The sequence below is a fragment of the Salinimicrobium marinum genome (assembly GCF_014651535.1).
Lineage (GTDB): Bacteria > Bacteroidota > Bacteroidia > Flavobacteriales > Flavobacteriaceae > Salinimicrobium > Salinimicrobium marinum.
The window spans coordinates 128,278-151,063 of record NZ_BMXB01000006.1; the positions used below are offsets into that span (position 1 = coordinate 128,278).

16 protein-coding genes and 1 riboswitch are annotated in these 22,786 nt (G+C 37.7%); of the genes, 9 read left to right on the forward strand and 7 right to left on the reverse strand.

The genetic code is table 11. The features are described 5' to 3' along the window. Positions 1-188: 188 nt before the first annotated feature. Both IE056_RS09735 and IE056_RS09740 read left to right on the forward strand, forming a co-directional pair. The gene (locus tag IE056_RS09735) at positions 189-941 is read left to right on the forward strand and encodes a LytR/AlgR family response regulator transcription factor (RefSeq protein ID WP_189604520.1); all 753 of its coding nucleotides are present in this window, start codon (positions 189-191) and stop codon (positions 939-941) included. Continuing rightward, positions 919-3,903: a sensor histidine kinase gene (locus tag IE056_RS09740; protein ID WP_189604521.1), complete on the forward strand. Its 2,985-nt coding sequence runs from the start codon at positions 919-921 to the stop codon at positions 3,901-3,903. The genes IE056_RS09735 and IE056_RS09740 overlap by 23 nt, the downstream gene beginning before the upstream one ends. 188 nt (positions 3,904-4,091) lie before the next feature. On the opposite strand, the gene IE056_RS09745 is transcribed toward IE056_RS09740, so the two are convergent. From IE056_RS09745 to IE056_RS09775, 7 genes are all read right to left on the reverse strand, one after another. Next, on the reverse strand, positions 4,092-5,525 hold the full coding sequence (locus IE056_RS09745) for an FAD-binding oxidoreductase (protein WP_189604522.1): 1,434 nt from the start codon (positions 5,523-5,525) through the stop codon (positions 4,092-4,094). 119 nt (positions 5,526-5,644) lie between these two features. Continuing rightward, positions 5,645-6,031: a cupin domain-containing protein gene (locus IE056_RS09750; protein ID WP_189604523.1), complete on the reverse strand. Its 387-nt coding sequence runs from the start codon at positions 6,029-6,031 to the stop codon at positions 5,645-5,647. 222 nt (positions 6,032-6,253) lie between these two features. Continuing rightward, positions 6,254-7,363 carry a nickel-binding protein gene (locus tag IE056_RS09755; RefSeq protein ID WP_189604524.1) on the reverse strand — a complete coding sequence of 370 codons (1,110 nt, stop codon included), beginning with the start codon at positions 7,361-7,363 and terminating at the stop codon, positions 6,254-6,256. Positions 7,364-8,003: 640 nt separating this feature from the next. Next, on the reverse strand, positions 8,004-10,004 hold the full coding sequence (locus tag IE056_RS09760; protein WP_189604525.1) for a TonB-dependent receptor plug domain-containing protein: 2,001 nt from the start codon (positions 10,002-10,004) through the stop codon (positions 8,004-8,006). 57 nt (positions 10,005-10,061) lie between these two features. After that, positions 10,062-10,898 (reverse strand): hypothetical protein, encoded by an 837-nt coding sequence (locus tag IE056_RS09765; protein WP_189604526.1) that lies wholly within the window; start codon positions 10,896-10,898, stop codon positions 10,062-10,064. A 618-nt stretch (positions 10,899-11,516) separates the two neighbouring features. Beyond that, the gene (locus tag IE056_RS09770) at positions 11,517-12,581 is read right to left on the reverse strand and encodes an AI-2E family transporter (protein WP_189604527.1); all 1,065 of its coding nucleotides are present in this window, start codon (positions 12,579-12,581) and stop codon (positions 11,517-11,519) included. Between the two features lie 89 nt (positions 12,582-12,670). Further along, positions 12,671-13,900: a cation:proton antiporter domain-containing protein gene (locus IE056_RS09775; RefSeq protein ID WP_189604528.1), complete on the reverse strand. Its 1,230-nt coding sequence runs from the start codon at positions 13,898-13,900 to the stop codon at positions 12,671-12,673. 255 nt (positions 13,901-14,155) lie between these two features. On the opposite strand from IE056_RS09775, the gene IE056_RS09780 reads away from it, so the two are divergent. The 7 genes from IE056_RS09780 (at position 14,156) to IE056_RS09810 (ending at position 22,468) form a co-directional block, all read left to right on the forward strand. After that, on the forward strand, positions 14,156-14,620 hold the full coding sequence (locus tag IE056_RS09780; RefSeq protein ID WP_189604529.1) for a COG2426 family protein: 465 nt from the start codon (positions 14,156-14,158) through the stop codon (positions 14,618-14,620). Positions 14,621-15,015: 395 nt separating this feature from the next. Beyond that, a riboswitch (cobalamin riboswitch) is annotated at positions 15,016-15,198 on the forward strand. A 95-nt stretch (positions 15,199-15,293) separates the two neighbouring features. Beyond that, the gene (locus tag IE056_RS09785) at positions 15,294-17,294 is read left to right on the forward strand and encodes a TonB-dependent receptor plug domain-containing protein (RefSeq protein ID WP_189604530.1); all 2,001 of its coding nucleotides are present in this window, start codon (positions 15,294-15,296) and stop codon (positions 17,292-17,294) included. Between the two features lie 15 nt (positions 17,295-17,309). After that, complete coding sequence (locus tag IE056_RS09790; RefSeq protein ID WP_189604531.1) at positions 17,310-18,479, forward strand: YncE family protein; 1,170 nt, start codon at positions 17,310-17,312, stop codon at positions 18,477-18,479. 322 nt (positions 18,480-18,801) lie between these two features. Further along, a complete protein-coding gene (locus tag IE056_RS09795) occupies positions 18,802-19,125 on the forward strand; it encodes a hypothetical protein (protein WP_189604532.1) in 324 nt (107 codons plus the stop codon). An 82-nt stretch (positions 19,126-19,207) separates the two neighbouring features. Continuing rightward, positions 19,208-21,583, forward strand: coding sequence for a TonB-dependent receptor (locus IE056_RS09800; RefSeq protein ID WP_189604533.1), 2,376 nt, complete (start codon positions 19,208-19,210; stop codon positions 21,581-21,583). Then, entirely contained in the window at positions 21,583-21,903 is a 321-nt protein-coding gene (locus IE056_RS09805; RefSeq protein ID WP_189604534.1) for a hypothetical protein, read from the forward strand. The genes IE056_RS09800 and IE056_RS09805 overlap by 1 nt, the downstream gene beginning before the upstream one ends. A 70-nt stretch (positions 21,904-21,973) precedes the next feature. Then, positions 21,974-22,468: a DUF4625 domain-containing protein gene (locus IE056_RS09810; protein WP_189604535.1), complete on the forward strand. Its 495-nt coding sequence runs from the start codon at positions 21,974-21,976 to the stop codon at positions 22,466-22,468. Positions 22,469-22,786: the final 318 nt, after the last annotated feature.

Below are 22,786 nucleotides of genomic sequence, written 5' to 3' on the forward strand. Positions count from 1 at the left end.
TATTGCGATCAATTTCTGTTTAGCAATCATTTGAAGTGTACGACGCTATAAGAAATCAAGTTGCAACCAGTTTTCAGAAAATATGTTCAGGTATCTTGGTCGTCGATATTAGGAACACCAACATGTATTATTATTTTCTTTGAAGAGAAAGAGGTTATACATTTGACATTTAATAGTAGATAGATTTTATGATAAAAGCAGTAATTATTGATGACGAAATAAATGCACAAAATTTATTAGAAAAGACCCTGGACAGATGTTTTCCTAATAAATTTAATGTTGTTGAAAAATGCAGTTCTGTAGATTCTGGGGTGGTTGCAATAAAGAAATACGAACCCGAACTTGTTTTTTTAGACATTCAAATGCCGGAGAAGAATGGCTTTGAATTATTTAAAAATTTTGATGTAATAGATTTTGAAGTCATTTTTACCACTGCCTATAATCAATTTGCCATTAAAGCCATTAAACGCAGTGCACTGGACTATTTATTAAAACCCATTAATAGTCTGGAATTAACCGATGCTGTGAAAAAGTTCGAGAATAAAAGCAAGAGCAGTTCTGCACAAAAAAAATTGACGTTACTACTTGAAAACCTGAATGTGAATGATCAACAGGTAAACAAAATTGCTTTTCCTACAGTTGAAGGTTTTGAACTCATTCATGCAAATCAGATTCTATATTGTAAAGCTGAAAGTAATTACTGCACCATAAAAAAAATTGACAGTTCCACTAAAATGGCAGCCAAAACCTTAAAATATGTAGAAGAAATACTACCAGAGAATTCTTTTAAAAGAATTCACAAAAGCTATGTTCTTAATCTCAATTATGTGGTAAGGTATCATAAAGCCAATAAAGAAGTGGAATTAACTAATGGAGAGAAGCTTCCTGTTTCTTTCAGAAAAGAAGAAGAATTTATCAATGCCATCCTGCAAAACCATTAAATCCTTCTTCTTAGTTCTACTGTGGTTTAATTTAGCTTTTTCTCAAAATTATCCAGTTAGAAATTATACTGCAGCCAACGAGTTGCCTAATAATGCCGTTAGATCATTACTTATAGACAGTAATAATGTGCTATGGATTGGTACTGAAAACGGGGTGGTTAAAAAGGAAAATGACGTATTCAATTATTTTTTTGAAGAGGATGGATTAGCTTTAAACAGCTGTTGGGCCATTGCAGAAGACAACAATAAAAAAATATGGTTTGGAAGCTATGGTGAAGGTATCAGCATTTATGACGGGTTCAGGTTTAAGGTTATTTCAGAAAAAGATGGATTGGTTCACAATGAAATTACCAGGCTGTTTTCTTCTGAAAATTATATGTTTGTTGGAACCAGCGATGGTGTTTCCTTCATCGACATAAATACTTTTAAAGTACATTCTTTACTACTTCCCGCTGGAGATGAACTTTTCAGGGTTCAGGATTTTTTTAAACACAGAGAACAAATTTACGTCGTCACCTATAATTCAGGAATCTTTAAAATTCAGAATAAAAATGGCCAGTCAGCCCTGATTAAAGTGAACGATCATAAGTTCATTTATTCTGTGTTAGTGGATAAGGATAGTATTTACAGCAGTAATAAGGGTTATTATACAAAACAATCACTACCTGATTATGTAAAAGAAAATTTTCCTGTTTCAGAAAAAAAACTGGGAACTTCAGTGATCTGGGATCATGTTAAAACCGGCAACCACAGAATTTTTGCGGCGGCCTGGGGTATATATGATAGTGACGGGGGAATTTATGAACTGGTGGATGACGAGATGATCTCAAGGGCTTCTGAATTTGATGTTTATAGTAAAGAAGTAATTTCTCTTGCTTACGACCTAAACTTTGAAAAACTATATGCAGGAACCAAAGATGCGGGACTGTTTGAGATTGCTTTAGATCCGCAGATAAAATTTAGTGAAATAAAAGGAAAGGATATCCTGGGATTCGCTAGCACAAAAAGAACTTCTGCAGTGCTATTCGATGACGGAATCGTTGTAAAAGGGGCAAATCGTGAACAAAAGATTACGTTGCAGCAGTTAAAAGAATGGCAGGAAAATTACGTTTCCAACAGCAGCATTCCTTTACCGGAACATCAGGATGGATTTTATGAACTGGATTATTCTACAAAGGCTCAGGATATTGGTTTTTATGATATAAAAGTATCTGAAGAGGTTTTTTGGATAAATACGAATATCGGGATATATGCTATTAAAGATTCGGGAGAATTGCTTCATTATTTACCCTTGCATTCAGAAGAAATCAATTTTACGTCCTCCGGGAATCTTATTGAAACAAATCCCTATGGAGGGGTCAGGATATATAATGACTTAGATGCTTTTGGATATACTCATTATAAGCAGGAGGATCCTCATACGCCCACGATGGTGGTAAATAGTCTACGACTAGGGAATAAAACCTATTTCCTGTCCGTTTTTTCCGGACTTTATGTATGGGAAAACAATAAATTCAAGTCTTATTTGAAAAATGAGATCTGGGATGAAAAAAAATTAAAACACATTACGCCTTTAGGGGACCATATTGCACTTTCGAATGAGTTCGGTGATGTTTTTATTGTGAACGATGGAGCATCCTTTAAAATTTTGAGGAAAATACCACGGGCTGAAATCCGGGGGAATTCCATCTCTTTTCTGAAACAGTACCAGGGAACCTTGATCATTGGAACGGAAAAAGGCTTAACCCTTTATAAAAACAACAGGTATATTTTCCTGGATAAGGAACAGGGACTGGAACAACCTTTATTAAGTGCCAGAGTGATTCAAAAGACCTTATCAATAGGAAGCAATAACGGGTATTACACAATGGATCTTGACGAGATTATTGATACAAAGGCTTTGGTAGATCAAATAGAACTGGAGGAAATTTACATCAACAACAATAAAACTTCGCAGTACCCATTCAGCCAGGAGAGAACTTTAAACCTGTCACATGACGAAAATACCATATTGCTGAAATTTAGTACGAATGCGCATCCTTATCCACACAAATTAAACTACCATTACAGGTTAAATGAAAATGAGAGCTGGAGCCTTCCATCTTCCAGACCAGAAATATTTCTTGCCTCTTTACCCACAGAAAATTATAAGGTAGACGTTAAAGTTTCAGATGAAAGTACCGGTTTAAGCTATACTCAATCGTTAATACAAATAGCAATACACCCTCCTTTCTGGAAAACATGGTGGTTTATTTTACTGCTCATAGGGGGAATACTTTTAGGGGTTTATAGTATCTATAGATTTCAAATACTGCAGACCCGGAAATTCGAGGAACAAAAAGGATTGATCCAGAAACGTTTTGAAGAAACTAAAATGGAGGCACTCCTGGCGCAAATGAATCCTCATTTCATTTTTAATGCAATGAATTCAATTCAGTATTACATTATGGAAAGCGATATAGACAATGCCACCATTTTTTTAGGTGATTTTGCCAAATTGATCAGGTTAAATCTGGATCACTGTACCAAGCCAACTATCTTATTAATAGAAGAAGTTGAATATCTGCAATCCTATATCCGCGTGGAAAATACCCGCTTTAATAACAGAATTAATGTGAATATTGATATAGATCCTGCTATCGATCAATATGATGTTGAAATCCCTACCATGTTACTGCAGACTTTTGTGGAAAATGTTTTTGTTCACGCTTTTCCTGCAAGTATTAGAGATCCTTCTTTGAACATTTCCTTTAGGAAACTTTCAGATGATCGTATAGAATGCGGAATAAAAGATAATGGTATTGGGTATTCTCAGAATCCTGCAACTAAAGCGCATACCTCTAAAGGGGTTACTTTGGTAAAAGAGCGCTTAGCACTGCTTGGATATTGCATTGAAGAAGCAGTACAAATAATTTCTGAAAAAAACCAGGGAACTACCATCCTGCTTAAGCTACGGGTCTAACGTTTACTTCAAAAATCCGTACGTTCACTAAGTGATCAAATTTAGCTTTCCAAAAAAAATTACTTTTACAAAAAATTAGAGCAGGTGACGGCTTTCCCTGGTGGAATTGCCTGAAAAATATGTTATAAGTAGGGTTATAATTTATTTTTTTTGGTTATCGTAGTTGTCACTTCTCTAATCTTTTTCATCTATCCTTCCTTTAATATTAAACTTTCAGAAGGTATTAAAGGCACAATGTTTTGGTTAACTCTAAACAGGTTATTGGGGTCAAATTTAGTTTTGATCTCAACCAGGCGCTGGTAATTGTGTTTATAACTTGCTTTTACACGGTCCTGTCCCTCATCCATCATGAAGTTTGTATATGCACCTCCGGCAGAATATTGATGAATAGCTTCCCAGTAATCTTTACACCAATTACTTATTTTTTTCTTGTTCCCAGCAACAGGATCTACACCCACAATTACCCCCGAATATTTTGCATCCCGGTAGGCCCAGGCAGTTTCTTCTTGTCCAACTCTGCTCGCCGCGCCTGTTATGGGGTAGAGATGCATTGTACAAAATGCTGTAGGTATTTTTGAGCTAAATTTGAAATGTTGTTCCAGGAGATCAGGGTTCAACTCTTTAAAGAAATCTCCCCTCCAGTACCATTGGTAACCCGGTGGATATAAGCTATCAAACATAGTCTGTATGGCTGGATAAGGCATTTCACCTACATGTTCAAAAATTGGATTTTTATCTCTAATGCATTGAAATATCTCATCAAACTTTTTTGGATCTCCCGTATAGCACCAGACGGCTCCACAGAATTTTTTGTTATGTAAATATTCCGGGAAAGGAGCTCCGGGAATTACCATAGTGGCTATAAAACCATTCATATCCTCAGAAGCTTTATGAATAAAATCATCAAGAAATTCAATAATTTCTTCAGTTCTTTCAATAGGCCATAAAGTGGGTCCGCCTATAACTGTTTTTAATTTATGACCCTGAAATTTAAAGGAAGTCACCACTCCAAAATTACTGCCACCACCTCTTATGGCCCAGAATAGATCCTTATGTTGATCCTTGTTTACCGTAACGAACGAACCGTCAGCCAAAACCATGTCTGCTTCCACGAGATTGTCAATGGTGAGGCCGTATTTTCTTGAAAGATAGCCGACACCGCCTCCAAGGGTCAAGCCGCCCACTCCTGTTGAGGAAATAATCCCTGCAGGAACAGCAAGGCCAAAGGCATGGGTTGCGTGATCTACTTCCCCCCATAGATTTCCGCCACCTACCCGTACTGTATTGTCTGAAGTATCTACGCGAACAAATTTTATTCCCGATAAATCTATTACCAGTCCATCGTCACAGAGACCAAGCCCCCCGCCGTTATGACCACCTCCCCGAATGGCAACACAAAGATTATTTTCCCGGACAAAGTTCACAGAGGCAATTACATCTGCCACTTCAGCACACATAACAAACATCCCCGGCCTTTTGTCTATCATTGCATTAAAAATTTTACGAGTTTCATCATATTGGCTGTCGGAAGCTATAATGATTTTGCCTCTTAATTCTTTTTTGAAGCCTTCAATTGTAGAAGGATTCAATTCTTTTACAGTTTGATTTAGTGTAGTTACCATAAAAATTTTATTTGAAGATTTGAAAATTCGACCGTATGGAATGTCGCTGGATGCTATACATCAAAGAATTTTTGACACATTTATAAAAGCCAAAATATGGTGGATATACAGCAGAGCGCTTACTCCTTTGTTTTTTCGATCATATGGTTAATTACCTGAGTATGTTCATGCTGAGGACTAAACATGATGATTTCAGCGTCTTCATTTATTGATACATTATGACCTGCTGCCCAAAAAAAGAGATCCTGCGGATTTACAGTTTCCCTGGTTCCTGCAGCATCAGTGGTGGTTATTTGTCCTTTTAAAACATAGCCCCAGTGAGGGCTCTGGCATAAATTTCCTTCTAGACCAATGAAAAGAGAAGTGGTGTCCAGTCCCGCAGATAGACTGAAGTATTCTGCACTAATTTTGCCTAATCCCGAGGCGTCTCCAAAATCTGTCTGCTGACGAATTACTGCCCCTGGTATTTTCATTTTTACATCGATGTTTTCTCTTGAAATTTTCATAATCGTACTGTTTTAAGATTTAAAGGATGATATTCATGTATCCTATTGCACCATCCTTTTAACAACAAGATTCTTGATTTTGAACTATTATCAAATTTAAACTTAGGTCAAGTAATACAAGTCTACTTTTAGCTCAACAAATACTAATTTTGAGTCAATGCCATTAAATAGAGAGTGAGGCTAAAAAACTTCAGATATTTCTTGGGATGAAAGATGTTCGAATCAAGAATTTATTGATTTCATATAATGGGAGGGTAGGATTCCGAAGGTTTCATGGAAACATTTCGAGAAATAAGCAGGGCTATTGAAACCTGTCTCAAAAGCTACTTCAGAAATATTGAGATCCTTTTTTTTCAAATATGAGAGGGCCATGCGTAGCCTGTAATCTCTAAGATAATTATTTGGTGATTTTCCTGTAAGGGCCATAAGTTTTCGATAGAGACCGGATTTACTATATCCGAAATGTCGGCTAAATTCATCGGTAGTAAAACAAGTTTTTCTCCATTCCCGCTCGGTAAATTCTACCAGCCCTTTTAAAAATTTTTCTTCCGGCGGTGTAAGTGCAACAATAGTTGCTGGAAGGGTAGGAAGGTTCATGTTTTCGCTTTCATACAATTCTTTCACTTCAGATGATAAAACCACTGTTGCGTTGACCAGGTCAAAATATGAATATGCTGCTTTTAAAGTGTCCTCAAACAATCCATTTGCTTGGTCTACCGGTATTCCTGAATTCAAGCCAATATGAAGTCTGGTATGTGAATTATCGATTCCTCCAATTCCTTTATTGAATTCAGATTCAATTTTTAAGGCACTTAACACTGCATTGGTTACAGAATAGAAAGAAACTAAGAAATGATCAGGATTTTGTTTTACAAGTCTTCCTTTGAACAAGGTAATATTGTCGGTTATAGATTTTTGTTGCCGGGCAATAGTAAAATTTATCTCTTTGTCAAGGGCTTGTTTTAGTGATCCCGGCTTTATTCCCACAACCATAATAGTTCTAAATGCAGGATCATTAATAATGTTTAAGGTGATTTTTTTTGATTTTTCCGGATCTTCTATGCGTCCTAAGAAGGATTCAACAACAGAACGATCTACTTCAATGATTTTGTTCGGAACCTGACCGTGGGCTTTAGCATGCATTTCTTTTATTGCCTCCTCATTTGGAGCTTCGTATAAGCAGAAAGCTGTTTTTCTTTCATCGTCAAACCAATATGTCAAGCCTTTACAATTATATCTGTGCTGTATTTTTAAATCCTCGCGATGTAGGTCTGCCACTATTTCGGCAGTTACGCCTTCAGAAACATTGTGACGGTCCATGTATATCGGCATGATTATTCTTATTTAGTTTTTTCGCTTTGGAAAGTTTAATTCCGTCTTTTTAGCTGAAGAATTCAACTAGTGTTATCCTAATGTTTAATAGGATTTTCTCTAATCATGCAAAATTTGGGGAGAAAACTATCTTTTAATACAGGTTCATTAAATGTAATTAAAAATTTTTTAAAAAATTGATTCTTAGTTGATTATAAATTAACCTGGTGTGAAATCTATTCATTAATTACTTTTTCATATTAAGTACTTTTTCATATTAAGTACTTTTTAATATTTCACTTTGAGCAGGTTTGATTTGTTGTGATTAAAAACCAATGGGAGAAAATGAAATGGAATAGAAGTGACAAGTTTTTCAGTTAAATAAGTTACACCGAATAGAATAATAAAAAGATGATATTATTTGAAATGGTAATAATAAAAGGGCCGGTAAACACTGCCTTTACCGGCTTTTCAGCGGAGAAAAAGGAACGAAAAATCATGAAATCACCCTATTGCTGCGCTTCTGAGGGAATTACAATTTTACTATATTCGAATCTGACATCTTTAACATTTTTTACCGTCTGATTTGTACTTGAGTAGTTCAAATTGAGCGGCAGTATCATTTTTTAATTCCGATTTTTCATATTTCCACTAGTAAATCCTATTGAATGAAATATTTCAGATTAATAAAAAGGTTGCGTCCTTTCCTCGGAATGTTATTCCAGTCTGAGAACGTATAGTAAAATGCATCAAACAAATTTTCAGCACCTAGTTTCAGGATCAATTTCTGTTGGTGTACATACATTACCTTAGAAGCAGAAATGTTTACAACTGTATAAGAAGGTGCTCCGCTCTCACCAAATTCCCGGCTGAATTCCGTTTTTTCTACAGCTCCGTCTATAGAAGTTTCCATAGAAAAAAGCCCGCTCCTAAATTCAAGAGATGAAAAGTAGCTCAAAGGCTGCACCAGGGGCAGGATTTCTTTATTGTGGCTTCTTCCCCGATTGTATATCACTTTCCCATTCCAATTGAGATTATTCAAAAGTTTATATGAAACAGAAAAATCTCCGTGGAAAATGGTAGCATAAGGCAACTGTTCATAAACTTTTATTCCGTTTGCTCCTATAGTCATTGGGCTAAGGGTAAAATCTGGTTTTCCGATAATATAATCCATGATGTGGAAATAACTTCCATTGATTTCTGCTTTCCATTCTTTACGTTTCATACCCGCACCGGCATTAAGTTCAATAGATTTCTCCTTGGCAAGATTCGGATTTCCTATGTAATCAAATCCATCAAAACTGTTGAAAAGATAAAATCCGTAGCCTTCAGAAACAGAAGGAGCGCGTTCTCCATATCCGACTCCTGCTGAAAAATTCCAATTTCTGAAATCTGTTTGAAATCGTGAATTGAATCCGGGCAACAAACGAGCTTTGGATTTTTCCATTTCAGGATAAAATATCCGGAGACTCTGCAATCCTGATGGATCGTGAATTTCGTTCATCTGGGAACCCAAACTTCCAGAAAGCTGCAAAGAATACTTTTCATTAATAGAAATATGATCCTCCAGGAATATGCCACTGTAAAGGGTGCGAACATTGGGCCATGTAAACATGAACATTTCCTTTTCTGAAGGATCATTGGGATACATAGTCATTTCAGCTAAAGATTTGTTATAAAATCCGTTGATGTTGACCTTTATCCCGTGATTTCCCAAAGTAGTTTTGGCTTTGGAATAATATCCGTAGGTATCACTCCACCCAGGCATATCCATTCTCACCGGTACATTTGTTCGTTCAGAATCATCCATTTGGTGTTCAATGCTGTTGAAATAAAGTTTCGTCTCCCAGTGTTCTATGAAATCAACAGGCTGGTGATGTTCGTACATCAATGAAACTATAGCAGCCTGCGCAAGAGAAACATCCATAGGAAGCGCCGGATAACCCACATCTATAGCTCTATCTAAAATAACTGATCCCTCTACCGCTTGATGATTGGAAATTTTAAAACCAGCGATTCCTGAGTAATTATATTTGGTAAATTGTGAATACCTCACTTCTTCATTGCCGCCGGCAAAGTAATTCTCAGCGTCGCGGTACATAAAATCTGAATTGAAATAGAAGGAATCATTTCCATAAGAAAGATCAAAACCGGCTATTTTCACCCCTCCGTTAGATTCCCCACCGGCACTCAAGCCTCCATTCCATCTCCTATTGGTAAAGCCTTCTTTCTGCCGTTTCAGGTCAATTCCCCCACCAATAGTAGCACCGTTTTCAGCACCCATTTGTCCGCTGCTGATGCTGGCTTCTGATAAATTGCTGATCTCCACATAAGATGTTACAGGATCCATTTTATCTGTACAGGCACTAAAAATGCGCATTCCGTCGATGGTTATTACACTGCGTTCAGTGGTCATTCCGTTGATCATCGGTTCCCAGGCATAAGCCCCTCTTTTGATCATATCAACTTTTGAAGATTTCTCCAGGTATTCATCTAAAGTTGCCAGGGGTTTGGGCTCCTTTCCGGAAACATCTTGCTTTTTGCCAATCAAGATGATTTCCTTCAATGAAACAGAATCTGTCGTAACCTGCTCTTTCTCCTGAGCGGTTGTAGTTGCTATGCCTAAGAAAAACAGAACAACGGTAAATAGTATTTTTTTCATTGCAGAGTTCTTGAAAGCTGCAGAAACAGAAAAAGTTCCTGCAGCTCATTTCCGGAATTAAAATTCCAGTTCCACATAAAGACTGCTGGACTCATTGATTTCATCTACAGGTTCCCCTTTTACTACTTCCCCATGCTCATTATGGAGAATAAGATTTATTCTCCAGTAACCGGACATTGTGAGGTTCAGTTTTCCGTGGTAAAAATCATCTGAAGCAAATCTCGTAAGGTGAACATTGTTCGGGGAAGAATGATTTCCCATTCCGGGCATCCTGGGGTCGATCAAGATCCGGTAGCCATCCATCACAGGATATTCCATCATGTTTGCCATTTGAAAAAGACCTATTGTTACTTCGTTAGTCGCTACTTCGGGATCTGTGGGTTCCACCAATGTCAACACGTAACGCTTATCATCCAATCCCATAAAAGAAGTTACTTTTTGCCGTTCAGTCGGCAGAACAGTAATTGGAGCTTCAAGAGAAAAAACTTCTCCATCTATAGTATAATCAAAATCAATGCTCCAGTATTCTATTTCATTCTCTGCCATTGTAAAGATGATGTATCCTTCGTACAGATTTTCTGTTCTTTTGTTTATTTCCGACTTTGGAGCCGAATGTGCCATGGATTCCATGTGCATCATGGGATTCCATTGGATTTCAGCATCAGAGATCATTTCCCGTCCATCCAATGTCTGTAGATTAAAAACTATTTTATTATACCCTTCCTGCAAATCTCCATTGGCAGAATACAACTCCAATTTGTGTGTATGATTTTGGATAGTCTGGATCTTTACTAAACCTTCCAGTTCGTTATCTGGTATTACCTCTTCTGAATCTGTAGAACAGGAGGTTAAGCCAGCCAATAGTAAAAGGCTGAAAAAATATTTGAATTTCATTTTGTTTAAATTAAGTATAGGTTTCCTTGTCCGGTTATGAGGACCGGATGATGTATGAATCGATGAAAGAACTATGTTAGGAAACCTGCTCCGGAGGGCGCAAGCAGTTTTGAACAAATGAAAATTTATAGGTCTCAAAGTAGAAATACTCCGGAAAATAAACTGTTTCAGTCAAAGAAGGTTCATTGCTGATTTCTGAAAGATTCAGGAAAAAAGCTATTTCCTTCTGAAAATTGTTCAGGAGAGAATCATTTTTCTCTTGCTGATTATCATTGCTTACTTCAGTCAAATAACATTTTCCGTTACATTCCATCTCGGGCTTATCCTGGTTTTCACAGAATAATTCCGTAAAACTTTTATTGTTTAAATGGTAAAAAGAAACCAAAAATGAAAACCTCCCATTGTAGAGTAAAGTTGCCGCCAAACAAGTAAACACTAATGTTGTATGGAGAAAGTTTTTCAAGCTTTGCATTGAATTTACCCAAAGGTACTTATTCTGCCTCCATCGTTGCTATGATTAAGGTCATTTTTAATGATAAAGAAGTGTAAAATTCCTGGGGTTTTTGTCTACAATCATTATATTAAATATAAAATAAAATAAATACCTTATTTAAAATTTTAATCTGATGATTTCTTCCTGCTGAATAAAAATCCGAAAGGCTGCAAAGGCGGAATATGCTGAAAAATGACTGCTACGATAGCCATGACAGGAATAGCGAGGATCATTCCAATAACACCCCACAATGCACCTCCCAGCACCACCACTACAATAACAGTAAATGGATGCAGATCCACTTTATCGCCTACCACGTAAGGCTGTAAAACATAACTTTCCAGGAACTGCGAAACTGTAAAAGTAATAAGTACTCCAATTAGTACACCCATTTCGCCGGAAGTGAGATATCCAAAAGCCATCGCCAAAGATAAGCCTATGATATTCCCGACATATGGAATCAAAGTAAGTAAAGCCGCTATGATGCTCACCAGTATAAAATTACTCACCCCTGAAAATCCCAATCCAATAGAATAGACCACGGCCAGCAATCCAATAAGGATTAATTTTCCCAGCAGGTAATCCTGGGCTACTTCTGCTGATTTTCGGACTACCTCCTTCACCTGTTTCTTTTTTTCATCAGGAAATAATCTTAGCAGGAATTCTTTAAATCTTTTCCGGTAATTCAGAAGGAAAAATATATAGATGAGCGTTAGTAAATACGTACCAATAAACCCAATGCTCTTACTAAAGAAACCTAAAGCCTGTTTTCCACGGTTGCTACCGGAGCCAACGAAGGGAATTCCGCTACCACTGTCGGATTGTTCCAGGTCATTTTTTGTCATAGGGGTATGATCAAATACAAAGTTTTTGAATTGCTCTACCTTTGGAGTCATAGTTTCTTCGATCTTTGGCCAGTCATTAATAAAGCTCCGTACCTGCAGTGATAATAATACCAGAAAGCCCAGGGATAACAGGAACAGAAGCAAAGTGTTGATCAAAGAAGCGTAGGTACGATTGATATGATTTCGCTCCATCTTCCTGGAAAGAGGCAGAACTACTAAAGCCAGGATAATAGCAGTAAGAAAAGGTGCTAAAAAACCTTTTGCATTGCTAAGTCCAAGAAATAAAAAATAGATTCCCACCACAGATAAAGTGGAATAAAAAAGAATCTGTTTGCCTTTTGTCATTTTTCGATTTTTTAAAGTTTCTGTAAGTTAAATTACCACTAAATAAAATTTGTGGTTCCATTGAGTACACTTTTGAATTATGGATTCTCTTAAGAGAATTCATTGGCCCTTCCAGCTTTCCGAAAATAAAGTTTTTCCAGCGGAACACTGGTAAGGCCATGAATGATAGTAGAAGCCACCACCAATAAACTGGGTATTACCCATACTTCTTCAAGACCGGATTTCTCCTTCATGTGAATTGCGTAATAGAGGGTGGCTACTCCTATCGGTCCAAACCAGCCCATAAGGAGACCGGAATAAATTTTACTGCGGAACAACGGCAGGGCAGGCATTAAGATGAGCAAAGCGGGCAAACGTCTTAGAAACAGGATAAGTAAAACCAATACAACGGCACTCCATCCCAGGAGGTACCATTCTTGCCATGGAAGCACAAGACCAAGTATGAAGAACACAGGAATGGTAGTTATTCGTTCCATTGCATCCTGCACCTTTTCTTCCTCAAGATCTTCGTGGTTGGTAAGGTCTTGTGCAAAAGCATATCCTCCCACGAAAACTGCAATTATTCCATTCATCTTAAGTAGATTGAAACCGGCTAACAACACAAAAGTGACAGCCAGGGAGTAGGAGAAAAGGGATTTGTTGCTCATAAGCCCCGCCTTATGTCCCTTTTTCATCATAGAACCGGCACCCTTTCCGGCTATATATGCGAGAATTGCACAGAGTATATTTTCATAAAGAAGAACCCTGGTGAACCATTCCTCAAATCCAAAACTTGCAGCTCCTGCCATGAAAAGGGAAAGAAAAACAATAGGATAAGCAAGCCCGTCATTTACCCCGGCTTCAAAAGAAAGACTATTGCGGAGAAAGCCCGGCAAATATTCCTTAGCTGTTTTTCCGGTGGTGAGGGTAGAAGCTACTACTGGATCGGTGGGCGTGACAATAGCCCCCAAAAGCAAACATTCCGGGAAGGACAACGACGGCAGCACCAGATAGGCAACCACTGCACTCGAAAGCCACATTAAGATCATTCCGAAAACGACGAGGTTTGATTGGGTTGTCAAATTTTTTTTAAAGAACTTTTGAGGTAACCTTAGTGCTGTTGCCATCAGAGCAATGGCAATTGTAAATTCACAGGCTATTTTGAGGATTTCAAATTCCTCCTTTTGAGGAGCAGATTTAATAAGGTTCAATACATCTGGTCCTATCATGATTCCGAAAATAAGCGCTAAAAAAGGTTCTGTGACGGAGTTTGTTTGTAGTTTCTTGAATATCACTCCTGAAAAGGTCATCAGGATGGCAATCGAAAAAACGATAGACATTAAATTCATACGCTACAGGATCATTTTCTTGTTTAAAATAGGATTATTTATTTGTTCAACAAAAATATGCATTCTGTTCCTTTTCAATTTTTTATTCCAATGCGAGGTCGACAAGCCTTCCATTTTCAGCAAAGTTTCTCCTTGCTGGCCTCACCAATTTATTTTTTTAAGGTAAGTCAGTTTTAATATTTTTCTAATGTTTATTAACATTCGCACCACGTTTATCTTCCTATATTCGAACCACGAAAAACTACTATGATTTCAGAAATTTTAATTGCGGCTCTCTGGAGTATATCTCCCTTTGGCGAAGCTAAAGTTGGAATACCTTATGCACTTCTAAACGGAGTAAATTATTACGTTGCATTTATTGTATGTTTTTTATCGAATGTTCTTGTTTTTCCGGTAATGCAGTTTTTTCTCGATGTTGTCAATCGTCGTTTTCTGAAATGGCGACCATACAAGAAATCAGCTATTTTTGTTGCCCGTAGAGCTAAAGGGGGAGCAGGTTCTAATGTAAAACGCTATGGATTTTGGGGTTTGATTCTTTTTGTTATGTTGCCAATTCCAGGAACAGGTGTTTATGCTGGTACCATCGCAGCTTTTCTGTTCGGACTGGAAAGAAAGAGAGCTTTTTTAGCAAATACAGTGGGAATCTTTTTTTCATGTGCCATAGTATTCGGCCTGACTGTGCTGGGACTTGAAGGATTTGCCAGAAACTAGATATCATCCGTCCTTTTGCAATAAGAATGCAGCAGGGAGAATAGACTTCACTTTTCCAAAATCAATAAAAGGAACTATCCAGTTAACACAAATCGCAGTATTTTCAAACCTTCCAGAGGTTGAATTTCGGCGTACACCGATTGTACACCAATTCTTTAACTTGAATATAAGGTAACTTATTCAATTAGAGTATATATAGGTTCTGGTTATGTGAATTTCATTCTTAAATTAACAATAAACTAAAGTAGAGAGGTTAAGGCTTTTATAAACATCATATAATCAGATTGTTACTATATATCAGCTTGTTCCAGTGATTCTCAAAACCTTTATTTATTGAAATTCTTCAATTTTGTTGCTTTTAAAAGTCTAGTATTTTAAATGGTATCCATAACTTTGAACTTTATTTTAAACATGGTTGACTTCTTTTAATAGTCATTAAATGGGAATCCGGTGAAAATCCAGAACTGTCCCGCAGCTGTAAACTTTGTAATGAAGCCCTTATATGGCCACTTTCTTTTTGATGGGAAGGCCGGGTGGATCAAGTAAGTCAGAATACCTGCCATTTTTAGTAATTCATTAAAGCTTTCGGGGATTGGAGCTGGATTAGTTATATGAACTCTTCTTTATAAAGAGAGCGGTTTGTCTATCTTCTTATTTCCTCGTATGAACTATTATGAGGAAGAATTCAGGCTACATTCAATTCATTCTTTTAGGATTATTAGTATGTCCTTCACTTGTGTTGGCACAAGTCGATACTTTACCTGCTATTGAATTACAGGAAGTTCTAGTAGATCACAACAAAAAACTTTACCATGCACATTATTCTCCTTCTCCAGTACAGTTTATCGCCGGTGAGAAATTAAAAAGATTGCAAAGTCTAAATGTGGCCGATGCCCTGAGGTACTTCAGCGGTATCCAGTTAAAAGATTACGGAGGTATTGGGGGTATTAAAACTGTGAATGTACGAAGCATGGGATCTCAGCATACAGGGGTGTTTTATGATGGGATACAACTTGGAAATGCACAGAATGGTCAGGTGGACCTTGGAAAGTTTTCTCTGGATAACATAGAGAAGCTAAGTCTATATCAGGGACAACGCACCCAAATGGAACAGTCGGCAAAATCTTATGCTTCAGCTAATACTATTTATCTGGAAACAAAACGTCCCGAATTTACTGATGATAAAAATTATGAAGCAGCAGCAGGATTGCGAACCGGATCTTTCGGACTGTTCAATCCCTCATTAAATTTCAGCTATAAAATAAGTAATGCTGTAGCGGTTCGACTGAGTACTGAGATGATAAGAGCCCATGGGAGGTATGATTTTCAGTATTCCAATGGAGTGTACGACACTACAGCCGTCAGAAATAATGCCGATATAGCTTCATACCGTCTCGAAGCGTCAGTATACGGCGAGCATGGAAACTCAGATAGCTGGAAAATTAAGTATTATCATTATGATTCGCAGCGAGGATTACCGGGAGCGGTAGTAGCAAACAGGTTTAAACGCCCTCAAAGGCTTTGGAACAGTAACGATTTTATCCAGTGGGAGTATACCCACGATTTTGAGGAACGGTATTCTATTAAGCTGCGGGGAAAATACAGTGAAGATTTTTCCAGGTATGTTGATCCAGAAATTGTTACAACCAGTGGATTACTCGATAATGAATATAACCAACAGGAATACTATTTATCACTAGTCCATACATATAAAGTCAAACCATCCTGGATAATCAGCCTAGCTACAGATTTAGAACATAATGCGATGCAGGCGAACCTGTACCGCTTTGCCTATCCCAAAAGGAGCTCCCTGCTAAACGTGCTAGCATCCGTATGGGATTTTAAGTGGATCAATTTTCAGGTAAGCCTATTAAGTACTGGGATTTATGAATCGGTGGAGCATTACCAGTCGGCAGAGGATTTTCAGGAATACTCTCCAACCTTTCTTTTTAATGTTCAGCCTTTTTCTTCACCGGATTTCAGGTTGCGGGGGTTTTATAAGAGCATTTTCAGACTACCTAGTTTTAACGATTTGTATTACACCTCTGTGGGTAACACCTTCCTCTCTCCCGAATATTCGGATCAAATTAATGTAGGATTTTCCTGGAAGAAGCAAAGGTCGAATATTTTGCTCAACATCACTTCGGACATCTATAAAGTTTGGATTACAGATAAAATAGTGGCGGTTCCCGGGACTAACCTTTTCAGATGGACGATGTTTAATTTAGGGGAAGTTGTAACTAATGGTTTAGAAACCAATATCAGCACATCAGCAAATGCAGGGGCAGACTTCAATTTTACAGTGAATGTGGGTTATACCTTTCAGGAATCTCTGGATGTCACTTCCGGGGGAAACAGTTATGGCCAACAAATACCTTATATCCCTAAACACAGTGGCAGTCTAAGTATGATGGGAAGTTATAAGAATACAGAATTCAATTATAGTTTTATCTATACAGGTGAACGTTTTAGTCAGAAAGCCAATATTCTCTCTAATTACCTGCAGCCATGGTATACCCATGATCTATCTGTCAGCTACTCCTTGATGTTGTTCAAAAACCCGCTTAAGGCAGAGATGGAGATAAATAATGTTTTAGACCAGCAATACGCGGTAATAAAGAATTTTCCAATGCCAGGTCGATCGTTTCGGTTCGGCCTTAATTATCAATTATAATCAACACAAAAAATTATGAAAAGATCCTGGTTGTTTTTATTGACTTTGTTTACAATTTATGCCTGTCAAACCGATGATATCCCTGAAGGGGAGGAGGTACAAAATCCGGAAATTCCAGAGGAACCTTCTGATCCGGATGAAGAAAAACCTGGCCAACCATGGGTGGAGGGTTTTTATCTGTTGAACGAAGGTAATATGTCTATGAATAAGGCTTCGCTTGATTATATGAATTTTAAGACCGGAGAATATAGAAGTAATATTTTCAGCAGTTCAAATCCCGATGTGGTTGGCGGTCTTGGAGATGTTGGTAATGATATGGGGATATACGGTTCAAAGCTATATGTGGTTTTGAACGCTTCCAACAAAGTAGAGGTTCTTGATGCTCAAACAGGAACTCGTCTTAAACAAATTGATATTAACAATTGTAGGTACATCACGTTTTATAAGGGGAAGGCTTATTTAAGTTCTTATTTGGGCAGCATTGGTGATCCTAGTGCTCCCAATGGAATAGTGGCGGAGATTGATACCACAACTATGGAGATTACCCGCCGGGTCGAGGTAGGCCGACAACCCGAGGAGCTTGTTGCCCATAATGATAAAATTTACGTGGCTAACTCGGGAGGCTATAGTCCCCCTGATTATGAAACTACTATCTCGGTCATTGATATTAACAGTTTTAGCGAAACCAAACGTATAGAAGTTGCTGCTAATCTAAACCGGTTAAAAATAGATAGCCAGGGGGATCTTTATGTGACGTCTAGAGGGGATTACCTGGAGATTCCTTCAAAGCTATATGTAGTAGATACCAAAATTGAGGAGGTGAAAAAAGTGTTTGATTTGGGAGTTAGCAATCTGGTGATTCATAATGATATTGCTTATATGTATAATACCGAATTCAGCTATTTAACCGGAGACTATAGCGTTTCCTATACGATGCTGGACACCAAGAGCGAAACCTTACTGGACGGATCGTTTATTGCTGAAAGTCAAAAGGATCTTATTAAGATGCCTTACGGTATTGCAATTCACCCCGAAACAGAAGAGGTGTTGATAACCGACGCTATGGATTACGTAACACCTGGGAACCTATATTGCTTTTCTCCAGAAGGAGAACTCAAATGGATGGTTCAAACGGGGGATATACCCGCTCATATAGTTTTTAGATATTCATCTAGCCATGAATAAGAGATCATGAGAGAAAATCACACACTAATAGCTGCTGGCATTTTAAACTCATCCTTGTTGTGGGAGTCCGATTAAAGAATGATGACGATGAAATTGTGAAACCTCTAAATACCATGTCTATTTTTAAAGAAGTCCACCTGTTGGCTTAAGGGGAAGGCACAAGAGCTTAAATTAGATGTTCAAATACTTCATATATTCTAGTATTGACGAGATCTTTTTTCTTCAATTATATGAAATTAGGCTTCTGCAGGAGAAAATAAAATTTATCAGATATGGAAAAATTTCATTGTTATTAAAATCCTGAAGCTTACATTTGCAGTTCATGAAATCCCTAAAAGCACATATAAGTACTATTCTTACAATAGTGATTTTAGCTGGTAGCCTGCTACCGGCATTGCATGCTTTTGATCATGAAGTATTATCTTCTGAAAGCGACTTGACTTTGAATGAAAAGTTTTCAGAAGTAGTTGTAGATTGTCAATTATGTGATTTTCATTTCTCCACTGCAAATGCACTTTCTTTTTTTACCTATGAAGTTTTTTCTCCTCAGAAGGAAATGGTTTATTCCCTTTCCCTGGCAGAAACTGTAAACCTTTTTCCAAACCCACTATTTTCCCTTAGGGCACCTCCTGTAGTGATTAGCTAAAAAACTCTTCAGAAAAACTGGGCATTTTCATATCCGGATTTCCTGAATTACTCCTTTTTTAATTAATCACAGTATTTTCTCTATGAGACAAATTCCGTTTGTTTTATTGCTTTTCATCATTTTCCAAAATTACTCTTACTCCCAGCAATTATCTCTGGAAGGAAGAATTGTAGATGAACAGGGTTCGGGGCTGGAAAATGCCCACATTCACATCAACAACACTTTTGCCTTAGCCGGTGAAAATGGGAATTACCATATAGGGAATTTCAAGGAAGGCCAACACCGTCTAAGTATTTCCTATATTGGATTTACTACTATTGATACGGTAATTACGCTTTCAGAAGATACTGTAATTAATTTTACATTATCTGAAGCATCAGCCAATCTGGAAGCTGTTATCTTAAATGGGAACAGGCGTCGTATTTCCTCTGAAAACCGTGAAAAAATCAGTAAAGAATATCTTCAGGAACAATATTCCGGCTCCCTTTCCAACACCCTCGAAAAGCTTCCGGGAGTTAATTCCGTAGAAATTGGGGCAGGAGCTTCAAAACCAATCATCCGCGGACTCGGCTTTAACAGGGTAGCCGTAAGTGAAAACGGAATCAAGCAGGAGGGTCAACAATGGGGTGCCGACCACGGCCTCGAAATAGACGCTTTTTCGGTAGAAAATATTGAAATAATTAAAGGTGTTGGTGCCATAGAACACGGCAGTGATGCTATTGGAGGAGTGATCAAGATCATTAACGACAGAGTACCTGTAGTAGGATTTACAGGGGAGGTAATTGGTTTTACCAAGAGTGTTAATAACACGATTGCGGCTTCTACTAATTTGTCTTTTAGAGAAGATCAGTTTTTCTATAAGTTCAAAGCTACCGGAAGTGAATTTGGAGATTATGCTGTCCCTACAGATAACATTGTGTATTTAAACAGGAATATTCCCATTTATGACGAACGACTAAAAAATACGGCGGGAAAAGAAGTTGACCTTTACGGGCAAATGGGTTACCTGGGAGATCATTACAAGGGATCCTTGAGTCTCAGTAATGTATATTTTAAGTCTGGATTTTTTCCCGGTGCTCATGGAATTCCAACACTAAGCAGAGTTCGGGATGATGGGAACCAACGGAATATTGGATATCCTTTTCAAAGGGTAAATCACTTGAAATTCATCAACAAAAATGAATGGTTTTTCCACGATTATTCTATAGAAATCATCCTTGGCTTTCAGAATAACCACCGGCAGGAATGGAGCCGCTTCCACACCCATTACACCGGACAAACAGCCCCGGAAACCAACCCAGACCTGGAACTGGATTTTAACCTCAATACCTACGATTTCCAGGGAAAATACAGCAGGGAATTTAATGGATCCCACACCAGCAGCATCGGAGTACAAACCCAGGTTCAGGATAATACCATCAGCGGCTATAATTTTTTATTGCCGGAATATTACCGGATAAATCAGGGGCTTTACGCCACGCATTCCTATAAGGCTACAGAAAAGATATACTTTAATCTGGGTGCCAGGCTGGATCTAAGTAGGATTAATATTAAAGGTTTTTATGACAAAAACCTGTACGACTATCTTGTCCAAAACGGTAGCTCTGAAACTATAGCCAATGATTATGCAACCCGTAGCAGTGAAACCACCAGGGATTTCAGCAATTTTAACTTTATGGGAGGAATTTTATACAACTTCCAAAAAAACTGGGATTTTTCTGTGAATGCAGGTACAAGCTTTCGGCTACCAACGGCTATAGAGCTCGGAGCAAACGGAATCCATCACGGTTCTTTCCGCCACGAGCAGGGAGACCCTACACTGGATGCGGAAAAAGGGTATGTTTTTGACACAAAGTTGAATTATAACAAAGCCTCCTTCAGTGCATCATTGAGCCCTTATCTATACTACTTTGATAATTACATCTTTTTAAACCCCAGCGGAGATTTTTCTATGCTACCGCATGCGGGCCAGATATATAAATTTACGGAGAGTAGGGCAGTCTTAACAGGAGTAGAGCTGGATTTACATAAAATTTTTGCTGATAAATGGCGTACGCAACTTACTTTAGAATATTTGTACAACCGGCAGATCAACACCAACAGTTCCCGCAACTTTCCCTTACCCTTTACCCCGCCTATTAATGGATTTGCTGAAATAGGATATTCATTTCTACAGGAATTAAAAACTTTTGAAGATGTAGAAATATTTACCAATACTGGTTTTGCTTTGGAGCAGGATCGAATAGCTCAAAATGAACACGTGACTCCTGGTTATATGATCTTTGGAGCAGGCTTAAAAACAAATATATCAGTTAACAATTTTAAAGCTACTGTCAACCTGCAGGCAACCAATATTTTCAATACTAAATATTTCAACCACACCAATTTTTATAGGGCCCTCGAAATTCCGGAAATGGGCAGGAACCTTCAATTAATGGTTAAAATACCGCTCAATTAATGCAGAGCTTTAAAAAACATATTGCAATTGCACTACTTGCTGGATTTCTTTGCCCTCAAGTGATGAGCAGTATACATTTTCTGGTGATTTCCCATAGCTATTCATCTGAAAGTAATACAGCTTTTAGGAAGGCTGATAGTAGTTATCTCTATCATACCTGCCATTACCATCTCAACAGCTTTTCTTCAGTCTTACCAATCGAAAGCAGGCTTGAAAAGGTTGATTTTATTTCAGCCCAGAATAATCCCAATTTCTCTAGTCTTGAAAACTATGTACATCAGGAGGATTTTAATTTTCAGCTTCGTGGTCCGCCCGTTTAGTACATTTCCGGTATTATGAATAAGGCTTTAAAAGCTATAAAAAAATCAGAAAAACAATAATATAATAAAGATGAAAACCAGATTAATTTATTTATTCAGCATTATCGCTTCATTGTCTTTAACTTCCTGTAGCGAAGATGACGATGTAGCAATTGACACTCAAGCCCCTCAAATTTCTATTGCAGAACCTCATGAAGAAGAAGAAATTGCTCCGGGTGGGGAAATTCATTTCGATGCTATTTTTACAGACAACGTGGAGCTCGCTTCTTACAAAGTAGAAGTTCATAATTCTTTTGATGGCCATACCCACAGTGTTTTAAAACAGGAAAATGGCCAGGACAATCCCTGGAGTTATAGTGAAGTTTTTACTATTGAGGCAGGGCAAACCAGTTTTGAAGCACACCATCATATTGCCGTTCCAGCGGAGATCAATGGAGAACCTGTAAGTGAAGGGCATTACCATTTTGGAGTATATGTAACCGATGCTGCAGGCAATGAATCTCAGGCATTTTTGGAATTACATATTGAAGCAAGGCATGAGGATCATGATGATCATGACCACTAATAATCTTTAATAATAGTAAAGGAGGCGGCTCAAAAATTATGGGCTGCCTCATTATCATCAAAAGAAAAAATAAGTGAAGGTCTATTTCTTAGACAGTTTAATATTCCAGCCAATAGATTTTAATTTTGATTACTTTTTAAACGGTTACTTATATTTCACAGTATCTTTTGGATATAAAGTTGTACAGTTGTAAAAAAGTTCCTATCCTGAAAGGAACCTTTGAACACTTCAATAATCAGGGGAATTTGCATTGTCTTCGTTTAGATAATATTCTACTGTAAAAGATTATGACAAAATTGCTAAAGAATAAATTTTCTT

Excerpts from the sequence above, each read along its gene's own strand:
- IE056_RS09735 (WP_189604520.1), top strand. The coding sequence starts at position 189 with ATGATAAAAGCAGTAATTATTGATGACGAAATAAATGCACAAAATTTA.
- IE056_RS09740 (WP_189604521.1), top strand. The coding sequence starts at position 919 with ATGCCATCCTGCAAAACCATTAAATCCTTCTTCTTAGTTCTACTGTGG.
- IE056_RS09745 (WP_189604522.1), bottom strand. The coding sequence starts at position 5,525 with ATGGTAACTACACTAAATCAAACTGTAAAAGAATTGAATCCTTCTACA.
- IE056_RS09750 (WP_189604523.1), bottom strand. The coding sequence starts at position 6,031 with ATGAAAATTTCAAGAGAAAACATCGATGTAAAAATGAAAATACCAGGG.
- IE056_RS09755 (WP_189604524.1), bottom strand. The coding sequence starts at position 7,363 with ATGCCGATATACATGGACCGTCACAATGTTTCTGAAGGCGTAACTGCC.
- IE056_RS09760 (WP_189604525.1), bottom strand. The coding sequence starts at position 10,004 with ATGAAAAAAATACTATTTACCGTTGTTCTGTTTTTCTTAGGCATAGCA.
- IE056_RS09765 (WP_189604526.1), bottom strand. The coding sequence starts at position 10,898 with ATGAAATTCAAATATTTTTTCAGCCTTTTACTATTGGCTGGCTTAACC.
- IE056_RS09770 (WP_189604527.1), bottom strand. The coding sequence starts at position 12,581 with ATGACAAAAGGCAAACAGATTCTTTTTTATTCCACTTTATCTGTGGTG.
- IE056_RS09775 (WP_189604528.1), bottom strand. The coding sequence starts at position 13,900 with ATGTCTATCGTTTTTTCGATTGCCATCCTGATGACCTTTTCAGGAGTG.
- IE056_RS09780 (WP_189604529.1), top strand. The coding sequence starts at position 14,156 with ATGATTTCAGAAATTTTAATTGCGGCTCTCTGGAGTATATCTCCCTTT.
- IE056_RS09785 (WP_189604530.1), top strand. The coding sequence starts at position 15,294 with ATGAGGAAGAATTCAGGCTACATTCAATTCATTCTTTTAGGATTATTA.
- IE056_RS09790 (WP_189604531.1), top strand. The coding sequence starts at position 17,310 with ATGAAAAGATCCTGGTTGTTTTTATTGACTTTGTTTACAATTTATGCC.
- IE056_RS09795 (WP_189604532.1), top strand. The coding sequence starts at position 18,802 with ATGAAATCCCTAAAAGCACATATAAGTACTATTCTTACAATAGTGATT.
- IE056_RS09800 (WP_189604533.1), top strand. The coding sequence starts at position 19,208 with ATGAGACAAATTCCGTTTGTTTTATTGCTTTTCATCATTTTCCAAAAT.
- IE056_RS09805 (WP_189604534.1), top strand. The coding sequence starts at position 21,583 with ATGCAGAGCTTTAAAAAACATATTGCAATTGCACTACTTGCTGGATTT.
- IE056_RS09810 (WP_189604535.1), top strand. The coding sequence starts at position 21,974 with ATGAAAACCAGATTAATTTATTTATTCAGCATTATCGCTTCATTGTCT.